Annotated in this window: 13 protein-coding genes; 7 read left to right on the top strand and 6 right to left on the bottom strand. The window is 58.7% G+C overall.

All coding sequences use genetic code 11. From position 1 onward, the window contains the following. Positions 1–212 (bottom strand): hypothetical protein (locus ACQKPC_RS25590; RefSeq protein ID WP_427627216.1); only part of this gene is annotated, 212 nt, incomplete at its 3' end. A 46-nt stretch (positions 213–258) separates the two neighbouring features. Here ACQKPC_RS25590 and mrdA point away from each other — a divergent pair. After that, a complete protein-coding gene (mrdA, locus tag ACQKPC_RS25585; RefSeq protein ID WP_427627214.1) occupies positions 259–2,151 on the top strand; it encodes a penicillin-binding protein 2 in 1,893 nt (630 codons plus the stop codon). A 132-nt stretch (positions 2,152–2,283) separates the two neighbouring features. Continuing rightward, positions 2,284–2,538, top strand: coding sequence for a DUF1652 domain-containing protein (locus ACQKPC_RS25580; protein ID WP_123497993.1), 255 nt, complete (start codon positions 2,284–2,286; stop codon positions 2,536–2,538). 212 nt (positions 2,539–2,750) lie between these two features. Here the strand turns inward: ACQKPC_RS25580 and ACQKPC_RS25575 are convergent, their stop codons facing one another. Both ACQKPC_RS25575 and ACQKPC_RS25570 read right to left on the bottom strand, forming a co-directional pair. Next, positions 2,751–3,152 (bottom strand): lysozyme inhibitor LprI family protein, encoded by a 402-nt coding sequence (locus ACQKPC_RS25575; RefSeq protein ID WP_427627212.1) that lies wholly within the window; start codon positions 3,150–3,152, stop codon positions 2,751–2,753. 102 nt (positions 3,153–3,254) lie between these two features. Further along, entirely contained in the window at positions 3,255–3,653 is a 399-nt protein-coding gene (locus ACQKPC_RS25570) for a GFA family protein (protein ID WP_427627210.1), read from the bottom strand. 244 nt (positions 3,654–3,897) lie between these two features. On the opposite strand from ACQKPC_RS25570, the gene ACQKPC_RS25565 reads away from it, so the two are divergent. Together ACQKPC_RS25565 and ACQKPC_RS25560 are read left to right on the top strand one after the other, a co-directional pair. Next, the gene (locus tag ACQKPC_RS25565; protein WP_427627208.1) at positions 3,898–4,383 is read left to right on the top strand and encodes an SRPBCC family protein; all 486 of its coding nucleotides are present in this window, start codon (positions 3,898–3,900) and stop codon (positions 4,381–4,383) included. Between the two features lie 183 nt (positions 4,384–4,566). Beyond that, positions 4,567–4,836 (top strand): hypothetical protein, encoded by a 270-nt coding sequence (locus ACQKPC_RS25560; RefSeq protein WP_427627206.1) that lies wholly within the window; start codon positions 4,567–4,569, stop codon positions 4,834–4,836. A gap of 45 nt (positions 4,837–4,881) precedes the next feature. Here ACQKPC_RS25560 and ACQKPC_RS25555 read toward each other — a convergent pair whose 3' ends face one another. After that, complete coding sequence (locus ACQKPC_RS25555; protein WP_427627204.1) at positions 4,882–6,207, bottom strand: PLP-dependent aminotransferase family protein; 1,326 nt, start codon at positions 6,205–6,207, stop codon at positions 4,882–4,884. 89 nt (positions 6,208–6,296) lie between these two features. Between ACQKPC_RS25555 and ACQKPC_RS25550 the strand changes: the two genes are divergently transcribed. After that, a complete protein-coding gene (locus tag ACQKPC_RS25550; RefSeq protein ID WP_427627202.1) occupies positions 6,297–6,926 on the top strand; it encodes a LysE family translocator in 630 nt (209 codons plus the stop codon). 26 nt (positions 6,927–6,952) lie between these two features. Next, positions 6,953–7,282 carry an antibiotic biosynthesis monooxygenase family protein gene (locus ACQKPC_RS25545; protein WP_008013488.1) on the top strand — a complete coding sequence of 110 codons (330 nt, stop codon included), beginning with the start codon at positions 6,953–6,955 and terminating at the stop codon, positions 7,280–7,282. 37 nt (positions 7,283–7,319) lie between these two features. Here ACQKPC_RS25545 and inhA read toward each other — a convergent pair whose 3' ends face one another. After that, positions 7,320–8,006, bottom strand: a complete 687-nt coding sequence (gene inhA / locus ACQKPC_RS25540) for an isonitrile hydratase (RefSeq protein WP_427627199.1) — start codon at positions 8,004–8,006, stop codon at positions 7,320–7,322. 91 nt (positions 8,007–8,097) lie between these two features. Here inhA and ACQKPC_RS25535 point away from each other — a divergent pair, with 91 nt between their 5' ends. Further along, positions 8,098–9,090 (top strand): GlxA family transcriptional regulator, encoded by a 993-nt coding sequence (locus ACQKPC_RS25535; RefSeq protein WP_427627197.1) that lies wholly within the window; start codon positions 8,098–8,100, stop codon positions 9,088–9,090. Here the strand turns inward: ACQKPC_RS25535 and ACQKPC_RS25530 are convergent. Beyond that, a complete protein-coding gene (locus ACQKPC_RS25530; protein ID WP_427627195.1) occupies positions 9,059–9,961 on the bottom strand; it encodes an alpha/beta fold hydrolase in 903 nt (300 codons plus the stop codon). The genes ACQKPC_RS25535 and ACQKPC_RS25530 overlap by 32 nt on opposite strands. Between the last annotated feature and the right edge of the window lie 23 nt (positions 9,962–9,984).

The raw sequence follows: 9,984 nt of genomic DNA, 5'->3' as shown, positions 1-9,984 counted from the left end.
GTTTCCCCATGTGAGAGTAGGTCATCGTCAAGATTAAATTCCGAAACCCCTATCTGCGTATGCAGGTAGGGGTTTTGTTTTGCCCGCAGGAAAGTGCCGTGCTGGCTATTTTGGGTAAAGCTGCATTGTTCATGAAGTTTCGGGAGAACGGGCGCTAAAGTATCCATGCCGTTTTTGGAATGGTGCAGCCCTTTTGCACGGGCTGATTTCAAGCCTACGAATCGGCACCTCCTCTACAGTCAAAGAGCTGCTGCAGAAATGCCTGAACCGATACCAATCAAGGACCACGAAAAAGAGACGCGCCTGGTCAATAAAAGACTGATGGCCTGCGCCTTGTTCGTCGTTGCTATCACCTGCGCGCTGGTGGTGCGGCTGTATGTTCTGCAAGTGGTCGAGTACGACTACCACTCGACGATCTCCGAAAACAACCGTGTACACGTATTGCCGATCGCTCCTACCCGCGGGCTGATCTACGACCGCAACGGCGTGCTTCTGGCGGACAACCGGCCCAGTTTCAACCTGACCATCACCCGCGAACGCGCCTCCGACGTCAAAGAAGAGCTGGATGAGGTGGTCAACCTCCTGCACCTGCCAGATGAAGACCGCACACTGTTCGACAAGGCAATGAAGCAGGCTCGACACCCCTTCGTGCCCGTCACCTTGTTCTACGAACTCAGTGAAGAACAGATCGCCGTGCTGGCGGTCAACGAGTTCCGTCTGCCAGGGATCGACGTAGAGCCACAGTTCGTTCGCCACTACCCGATGGGCGCACACTTCGCACACTCGATCGGCTACGTCGGCCGAATCAACGAGAACGAATCCAAAGCCCTGGATACGGTGGAATACCGTGGCACCCAAACCATCGGCAAGACCGGCATCGAGAAATTCTACGAGCCCGAGTTGCACGGCCATGTGGGTTATGAAGAAGTCGAAACCAACGCTCAGGGCCGCGTGCTGCGAGTGCTCAAACACACCGATCCGATCCCCGGCAAAAACATCGTTCTGAGCCTCGACGTCAAACTTCAGGAAGCTGCCGAGGAAGCCTTGGGTGATCGTCGCGGTTCGGTTGTCGCACTCGATCCGTCGACGGGCGAAGTGCTCGCGATGGTCAGCAAGCCAAGCTTCGACCCGAACCTGTTCGTGACCGGCATCAGCTTCAAGGAATACGCGGCGCTACACGATTCCATCGACCGGCCGCTGTTCAATCGTGTACTGCGTGGGCTCTACGCGCCGGGCTCGACCATCAAGCCGGAAGTGGCTATTGCCGGCCTCGACGCCGGGGTGGTCACTGCGCAGACCCGCGTCTTCGATCCGGGTTATTACCAACTACCGGATTTCGATCATAAATACCGTAACTGGAACCACAGTGGCGATGGCTGGGTGGACATGGACGCGGCGATCATGCGCTCCAACGATACTTACTTCTACGACCTGGCCCACAAGCTGGGTATCGATCGCCTGCATGACTACATGGCCATGTTCGGTCTCGGCGAGAAAGTCTCGCTGGACATGTTCGAAGAGTCTGCCGGTTTGATGCCATCGCAAGCCTGGAAGCGTGCCACGCGCCGTCAGGCATGGTTCCCGGGTGAGACCGTGATCCTCGGCATCGGCCAGGGTTACATGCAGGTCACGCCGCTGCAGCTGGCCCAGGCGACTGCACTGATCGCCAACAAAGGTGTCTGGAACCGGCCGCACCTGGCCAAGACCGTGGACGGTGTTGCACCAGTGGATGAGCATCCAATGCCAAACATCCTATTGAAAGACCCGCGTGACTGGGAGCAGGTCAACCACGGCATGCAGATGGTGATGCACGATGCTCGCGGGATTGCTCGAGCGGCAGCGGCGGGGGCTCAGTACCGCATCGCCGGCAAAAGTGGCACCGCGCAAGTGGTGGCAATCAAGCAGGGTGAACGCTACAACCGGGCTAAAACCCTGGAGCGCAACCGTGACAACGCCTTGTTCGTCGGTTTCGCCCCGGCCGAACATCCGAAGATTGTCATTTCGGTGATGATCGAGAACGGCGAGGCTGGTGGTCGCGTCGCCGGTCCCGTGGTGCGGCAGATCATGGACGCCTGGCTGCTCGATCAGTACGGCCACCTGAAGCCGCAATACGCCGTGCCGGGCAAAGCGTCGGGAGATCCTCACGTCTAAGGATCACCAACGAGACGATGAGCAACCTGTTACGGTCTTGAGACACCCGTTATTGAGGATTAGAATTTTCCGGCTAATGGGTGAATGAGGGAGCATTTGCCCGGCCATACACCTGGCGTAATGGAGGTAGCGATGTTCCTTTCAACCCTGGAAATTCAAAACATCATTGAACATAGTTTTTTGCCGGCTGTGTGCACTTGCAGCATGGAGGCGGACCAGTCCCTGACAATTCGGGTCTGCGATTGCATGACCGGGAAAGTGGATTTGGTGGCCACCCATGTTCCGGTATGGACACTGGATAGCCCCCACGCGATCGCATCACTGGTGGCTGATATGCGGCAAGAAATCGAGGCTCATAAAGGCATTCACGCGCCGTTTTACCGTTGAGCCTGCGTCACGCCGCACCACGTTGGTGGTGCGGCGTGTCTCCCGAAGCCGAGAAGGAAGACTCGGCCACCGCCGAACACTCTATAGCCTGAAGCAGATCGGCAACATCAAGTTGTCGGGTGGATTTTTGGAGAACACACAATTTGTGTACCGCCAAGCCCCTTGCAGGTGCGAGGCTTGCCCGCGAAGAGGCCCTCAAGCACACCGCAGCATCAAGCCTCAGGTACCGGACAACTCAAATCCCCTTCCTGGCACTTCAAGTAAGTCTTGAACGCATCGACTCGCGCCTTGGTCAGCTCGGTGGTGCAGTTGCTGTAGATCAGCGGATACACACTGCCACCCGCCACCCCGGACGCCGAGAATTTGCACTCGGCATCGCGAAACGCAATCCATGAGCGCTGCGCACCGACCAACAGCTTTTTCGCGTCGGGGTCGTCCTTCAGCCGTGTGGTGATCTGCTGGTAAAGCGCATTCAGCTCCTTGTCGGCGGCCTTGTTCTGCTGCGCCGCGCATTGATTCATCGTCGACTGGTCAGTGGCGTTGTCGCAGTCGATGGCATGCGCCACGGTGGTGAACAGCAGCGGCGTCAACGCAAGGAGAAAACGTGGGGGCATGGTGGGCTCGTAGTGGTGATGGAAAGTTGGGGGGCAGTGTAGCGGGGCGCCGCCAGTCAACAAATCAGCAGCCTGATGCTGCACTTGTGGCGTGTCCGGAAACTATGTCTGCCATTCAGGACATTTCTCATTCGATTCATATTCAAGCCAGGGCACGTCATGGGACGTCCAGATGTGAGCCTGAGGTGTCATTTTCGGATCATCGTCGAGAGTCGCCACGCGAACGATTACATGGGGTTGGGCCAAGCGCTCCGCCATCAGATGCGATCCGCAGATCGAACAGAAATGCCGAAGCTTGCCCGGCGACGACTCATAGGTGCTTAGCCGGTCCTGTCCTTTTATCCAGCGAAAATGCTCACGCATGACCCCGGCCGTAGAGGCGAATGCTGCTGCATGTGCCTTGCGACAGGTGTGGCAGTGGCAGTGACTGATGGGCATATCGAGGCCATCAAGTTCGTATTCAATGGCTTTGCACAAGCAGCTGCCATGCAGATTATTCATGGGGTTTCCCTGGTTGCACGATAACGTTCCGTGAGTGAAGGCTGCATGAATCTTCCTTGTAAGGGGGCACGTCGCTGCAAACGTTAGCAGTTTCAGCCCGCTGACTCCCCCTCCAAACCAGAACTTATGGCCAGAACTAAGGCCGAATATTTCAGGTACGGGTGATTGCGGCACCCATTTGATACAACTTTTAGGTTGGTCTTATGGTCTTTACGGGCCTACTGTTCAATACAGGAGGTGACTTATGAACCCAGCATCAGATCGCATCGAAAGGAAAATCCTGCTCAAGGTGCCGCGCTCGCAGGTCTGGCGCGTGCTGGCCAATGCCGAAGCCTTTGGGCAATGGTTCGGCGTGGCACTCGAAGGTAAGCGCTTTGTCGCCGGCGAGTGGACCCAGGGGCAGATTACTTATCCTGGTTATGAGCACTTGTTGTGGAATGTACTGGTGGAGCGGGTCGAGCCGGAGCGGGTGTTTTCATTTCGCTGGCACCCGTATGCGGTGGAGCCGGAAACCGATTACTCCCAGGAGCCCACCACGCTGGTGAAGTTCGAACTCCAGGATATGGACGAAGGCACGTTGTTGACGGTCGTCGAGTCCGGTTTTGATCACATCCCTCAATCGCGCAGGCTCAAGGCGTTCCGCATGGACAGCCGGGGTTGGGATGAACAAATGAGCAATATCGAAAAATTTCTGGTAGACACCAAGGACCACGAGCGTCATGGCGGCTGATGGCTGCAGGCCATGAAACTCGTGGCTTCAGCGCATGATGGCTGATCGATCTAAGGGTTTTCGGAGGGGCGGTTATAGCGAATGTCTTACACGCGGTAGTAGCTATGTCGTCTATTTCGGATTGGATCCGAAGGGTAATCTAGCTCCATCAACTGAAGCACAGGAAGTGCTCCAGGGTCACGGATGATCGACCATAGCAAGGATCGCTGCCGACAGGGAGTCGATATGGTCTTGGGAAAAACCCGCTTCGGCGGGTTTTTTTTCGTCTTTAGAAAACTGCAACCTGCATTGAATGGTCAATGGCTTACACGTAGCCAGTGGTATGTCGTCTTTTTAAGCTTCGCCGATGCGTTTAATCTGGGTCCATCAACTGAAGCACAGGACGTGCTCAGGATCACGGATGATCGACCATACGCCAGGATGGCTGCCGACAGGATGTCGCAATGGTCTTGAGAAACCCGCTTAGGCGGGTTTTTTTATGGGCGTCAGAAAAGTCTGTCAGATGTCCACGACTTCACACAGTGTCTCCAGGGCGCGCTTCAACACGTCGAGGCTGATCGATCCCATGGCCACCCGCAGTGCAGGAGGCACATGAGTGGTCGTGGCAAAGGGTTCGGCGCTGGTCACCTGGACGCCTTTACGTTCCAACTCGGCAACAACCGTTTCGGCCCGTAATCCTTCGGGCAATCTGAGCCAAAGGTAGTAGGAACCGGGATGCGCCACCAGCTCGCAATTTTTCAGGATTTGCTGAGCCAGATCTTGTCGTTGCCGGGCGTCCAGGCGCTTTTGCTCTTCGAGGTTGTCGACTTCGCCGCTATCGATCCAGTGGCAGGCCAGTGCAACGGTCAGCGACGGGGTGCTCCATGTCGACACGCGGATGGCTTGTTCCAGCACCGGCATCATCGCTTTCGGTGCAACGATGAAACCAATGCGCAGGCCCGAGGCAACGCTTTTCGACAGACCACTGATATACAGCGTGCGCTGCGGGGCCAAGGTAAACAGCGGTTTGGGTGCCGGTTCGGCGAGGAAGGCATAGGCGCCGTCTTCGATGATCAGAAAGTCGTAGCGTTCGGCCAATTGCACCAGGCGTTCACGGTCGGCGATGGACATCACCGTCCCCAACGGATTGTGCATCGTTGGCATGCTGTAGAGCGCCCGCACGGGGCGCCGTTTGCACAGCGCTTCCAGGGCGTCGAGATCGGTGTGCCCGGCGATTTGCGGCAGGGCTTCGAGGTCCAGCCGATGGGCCTGGGCCAGGGTTTTCAGGCCAGGGTAGGTGAGGGCGTCGAGGGCCAGAATATCTCCCGGTTTGAGCAGTGCCATCAGCGTCACGGCAAGACCTTGCTGGGCGCCGTTGACGATCAGCACCTGATCGCCCCCCACCCGAATGTCCCGATTGCGTAAATGCCGGGCCGCCGTCTGCCGTTCATGTGCGCGTCTGCCCTGAGGCGCGGAATGCAATAGCGCATCGATATCGCCGGAGGCGGCAATCGCTCGCAAACCCTCGCGCAATAACTCGTCCTGACCGGGTACCGACGGGTAATTGAAGGTCAGGTCCACCATGCCGACGCCCAGTGGTTGCTGTTCCAGCCCCAGTCCGCGTGGCAAGGACGTGTCGCGTACAAAGGTGCCACGGCCGGTTTCGCCGACCACCAGGCCAATCGCCTCCAGCTCGTGATAGACCCGCAATGCAGTGGCCAGGGCAATCCGCTCGCTCTGCATCAACGCACGAATGGGCGGCAACTGTGTGGCGGGTGGCAGTTCACCGCTGCGAATCTTCCCGGCGAACTGATCCACCAGGCGTTTGTAGCGAATACGGGTCATGGGTGAGTGCTCTTTGTATCTGGATCAATTTTTTGTTTGTATCAGATTGGCGTTCTAATCTACAGGCTTTCCAGGACGGAGACTTCGCTGTGATTGACCCTGCGAACTTATTGTTTTTCGTCGGCGCGGTGATGTTGTTGCTGCTGTCACCCGGACCGAACATGGCCTTCGTGATCAGCCATGGCGCCAGTTATGGCTGGCGCGGTGGTGTGGCGTCAGGATTGGGCATTGGCCTGGCCGATCTGATCCTGACGGCGCTGACTGCGATGGGTGTTACGGCACTGGTTGCCAGCTGGCCGCCGGCCTTCGACCTGATCCGTTATGCCGGGGGCCTGTACCTGCTGTGGCTGGCGTTCAAGGCATTGCAAAAAACATCGGCCAGCGGCACGTCGGATGTGGCGCAGGTGCCGCTCAAGACCCTGCTGATCCGGGCGATGCTCAACAGCCTGCTGAACCCCAAGGCTTTACTGTTTTTCATGGTGTTCCTGCCGCAATTCGTTAACGCGCAGCGGGGCTCGATTGCCGTACAGCTGGTGCTACTGGGCATGGTGCTGACCCTGGTCAGTGGCGTGTTTCACACCCTGCTCGGGGTTTTCGGCAGTACGGTCAGCCGGCTTGTTTCCAGTACTTCGACATTCGCCAAATGGCAGTCATTGGGGCTGGCCGCAGTACTGCTGTTGCTCGCCGTCCGGCTAGTCCTGATGACTCGTCCGGCCTGACTCATTCGCTGAAAAGGAACCTCTGCATGTACATCGCATCGTTTATCTACAAACCCGGGCAACGGGACGAGGAGTTCAACCGGTTGAGCGCGTTGATCGACGAAGTCGCGATCAGCATCGAAGGGTTTGTCGGCACCCAATCCTGGTGCTCGGCCGATGGCGAGTTAGTCAACGCCAGTTACTACTGGCAGGACGAAACCTCTATACGGGAATTCGCCAGCCATCCCAGGCACCTGGAGGCCAAGCGTCAGTACCGCAAGTGGTACGCGGGTTATCAAGTGGTGATCGCTAAAGTGGAGCGGGCTTATGGTGATGACTCGTTCGAGCTGTTTGTGCCCAATGGTCGACCTGAGTGACTGGCTGCGGGGGCGATAGCACCCGCAGCCGTTTCTTTCACTGGCGGGCGAGTTTCGCCGCTGCACGTTCGGTGATTTCCGAGCGCAGTTTCAACGACGCGGCAGCGCGTTTGCGGGCTTCTTCCAGCACGCTGACCGGCGCTGTCTCGGGACTGCCCGAAGCAAACGGTGGCGCCGGGGCGTATTCCAGCTGCAACTGCACCAGTTGCGCGGTGTCCTTATCGAACAATTCAGCCGCCAGGGTCAGGGCAAAATCGATCCCCGCGGTGATCCCGCCGCCGGTCAGCAGATTGCCGTCGCGCACCACTCGATCGTTCACCGGAATCGCTCCCAACAGCCCAAGCAATTCGTGATACGCCCAGTGAGTGGTAGCGCGCTTGCCCTTGAGCAACCCCGCCGCGCCAAGCACCAGCGCACCGGTGCAGACGGAGGTGACATACCGCGCGTTGGCGGCCTGGGCCTTGATGAAAGCCAGGGTTTCGTCATCCTCCATCAACGGCCCGACGCCGCCGCCGCCAGGAATGCAGATCACATCCAGCGGCGGGCAATCGTCGAAGGTGGCGGTCGGTTTCAACACCAGCCCGGTACTCGCGGTGACTGGCATCAGGTCCTTCCAGATCAGGTGCACCTTCACGTCCGGCAGCGAGGCCAGCACGTCATAAGGGCCGGTCAGGTCCAGTTGTTGAAGCTGTGGAAACAACAGAAAACCGATCTGCAACGTCATGGCTTTTTTTCTCCTGATTGGGGTAGACGGCTTCACTGTAGGCTCGTAGGATCTGGCGCATACGCCAATAACCCCACGAATTACGCCAAATATGCCGAACAACCCGAAAACCATTCACGTGCTGGCCTTTGCCAACGTGCAAGTGCTCGACGTCACCGGGCCGTTGCAGGTGTTTGCCTCGGCCAACGACATTGCCCGCCAGCAAGGTTTGCCGTCGCCCTACGCGCCGTCGGTGATTGCCAGCGGTGGTGGGGCGGTGATGTCGTCGGCGGGGTTGGCGCTGTTGGCTGAGCCGTTGCCGGATCGGGGCAGCGACACCTTGATCATTGCTGGTGGCTGGGGCGTTTACGCGGCGGCGAAAGATGAGTCACTGGTGGCCTGGGTGCGTGAGCATGCGACGGGTTGTCGGCGGGTGGCGTCGGTGTGTACCGGGGCGTTTTTGCTGGCGGCCAGCGGTTGGCTCGATGGCAGGCGGGTGGTCACGCACTGGACCCGTTGCGAGCAATTGGCGCAGCAGCATCCCAAGCTACAGGTCGAACCCAACCCGATCTTCATCAATGACGGCCCGGTCTGGACCTCGGCCGGGGTCACCGCGGGCATTGACCTCGCCTTGGCGATGGTCGAGGAAGATCTTGGCCGAACCATGGCTCTGGACGTCGCCCGCCAACTGGTGGTGTTTCTCAAGCGTCCGGGGGGGCAGTCGCAGTTCAGCGTGACCCTGTCCCTGCAAAAGGAAGGCAACCGCTTCGACGATCTTCATGCCTGGATCAGCGAAAATCTAACCAAAGACCTCGGCATCCCGACCTTGGCCTTGCAGGCCGGCATGAGCGAGCGCAGCTTCGTTCGTCACTACCGCGCCGACACCGGCCAGACCCCGGCGCGGGCCATTGAACTGATTCGGGTCGAGACCGCGCGACGGCTGCTCAGCGACACCGGTGTGCCGATCAAACGGGTCGCGGTGCAATGCGGGTTTGGCAGTGAAGAGACCCTGCGCCGCAGTTTTCTGCGAGCCATGGGCGTAACGCCGCAAGCCTACCGCGAGCGCTTTTCCGTCAGCCCTCCAGCAGATCCAGTAATGCCTTGAGGGTCGCTTCGGGCGCTTCCTCGGGAATGTTATGCCCGACGCCCGCCAATACTCGGCGTTCATAAGGGCCGGTAAAATGCTCGGCGTCTTCATCGATTTCAGACGCGGGGCCGACACCGTCATCAGCGCCGCACAGGGAAATCGTCGGCACGCTGATTGCCGGTTGCTGGGTCAACGCTTCTTCCATCCACTCCAGCGCCGGATCGCCAGGCGCATACATGAACCGGTGCCGGTACGAGTGAATCACCACCTCGACGAAATCCGGATTATCGAAGGCTGGCGCGCTCAAGGGATAACGTTCGGCATTGTTGGCCCAGGTCGGCGACCACAATGTCCAGAGCAGTTCGCACAGTGCCCGGCGGTTTTGGGTCAAGCCTTCAACACCGCGTGGGGTGTGGAAGTAGTACTGATACCAGAGACGATGTTCAGTCTCCGGATCCAGAGGCTGGGTAGAGTGAGGAATGTTCTGAAGATTGTAACCATCCCCGGTCACCAGACAGCGCACCCGCTCCGGCCATAGCGCCGCAACAATGCACGCCGCACGACCGCCCCAGTCATAACCGCATAGAGCGGCTTGTTTGATGGCGAGGGCGTCCATCAGGTCCAGAAGATCCTGGGCGAGGGCGGCTTGCTGGCCGGAGCGCAGGGTGTCGGGGTTGTTGAACCGGGTCGGGCCATAGCCGCGTAGGTACGGGACGATAACGCGGTAGCCCTTTGCGGCGAGGGCCGGGGCGATTTCGTCGTAGGCACGGGGGGAGTAGGGGAAACCGTGGAGCAGGATGACCGGGTCGCCGGTGGTGGGGCCGTGTGCTTCGTAGGCGAGAATCAAACTTGGAGTTTTGGTGAATTGGATCTGCACGTCCTTGTTCATTGGACACTCCATAGAGGCTGTAA

Origin of the sequence: Pseudomonas sp. NPDC089918 (assembly GCF_050280605.1) — a bacterium.
GTDB lineage: Bacteria > Pseudomonadota > Gammaproteobacteria > Pseudomonadales > Pseudomonadaceae > Aquipseudomonas.
Note: the sequence above shows the minus strand (reverse complement) of the source record. Positions and strands in the feature narration are given on the sequence as shown.

Coding starts and splice junctions, on each gene's coding strand:
- mrdA (WP_427627214.1), top strand. CDS start 259: ATGCCTGAACCGATACCAATCAAGGACCACGAAAAAGAGACGCGCCTG.
- ACQKPC_RS25580 (WP_123497993.1), top strand. CDS start 2,284: ATGTTCCTTTCAACCCTGGAAATTCAAAACATCATTGAACATAGTTTT.
- ACQKPC_RS25575 (WP_427627212.1), bottom strand. CDS start 3,152: ATGCCCCCACGTTTTCTCCTTGCGTTGACGCCGCTGCTGTTCACCACC.
- ACQKPC_RS25570 (WP_427627210.1), bottom strand. CDS start 3,653: ATGAATAATCTGCATGGCAGCTGCTTGTGCAAAGCCATTGAATACGAA.
- ACQKPC_RS25565 (WP_427627208.1), top strand. CDS start 3,898: ATGAACCCAGCATCAGATCGCATCGAAAGGAAAATCCTGCTCAAGGTG.
- ACQKPC_RS25560 (WP_427627206.1), top strand. CDS start 4,567: ATGATCGACCATAGCAAGGATCGCTGCCGACAGGGAGTCGATATGGTC.
- ACQKPC_RS25555 (WP_427627204.1), bottom strand. CDS start 6,207: ATGACCCGTATTCGCTACAAACGCCTGGTGGATCAGTTCGCCGGGAAG.
- ACQKPC_RS25545 (WP_008013488.1), top strand. CDS start 6,953: ATGTACATCGCATCGTTTATCTACAAACCCGGGCAACGGGACGAGGAG.
- inhA (WP_427627199.1), bottom strand. CDS start 8,006: ATGACGTTGCAGATCGGTTTTCTGTTGTTTCCACAGCTTCAACAACTG.
- ACQKPC_RS25535 (WP_427627197.1), top strand. CDS start 8,098: ATGCCGAACAACCCGAAAACCATTCACGTGCTGGCCTTTGCCAACGTG.
- ACQKPC_RS25530 (WP_427627195.1), bottom strand. CDS start 9,961: ATGAACAAGGACGTGCAGATCCAATTCACCAAAACTCCAAGTTTGATT.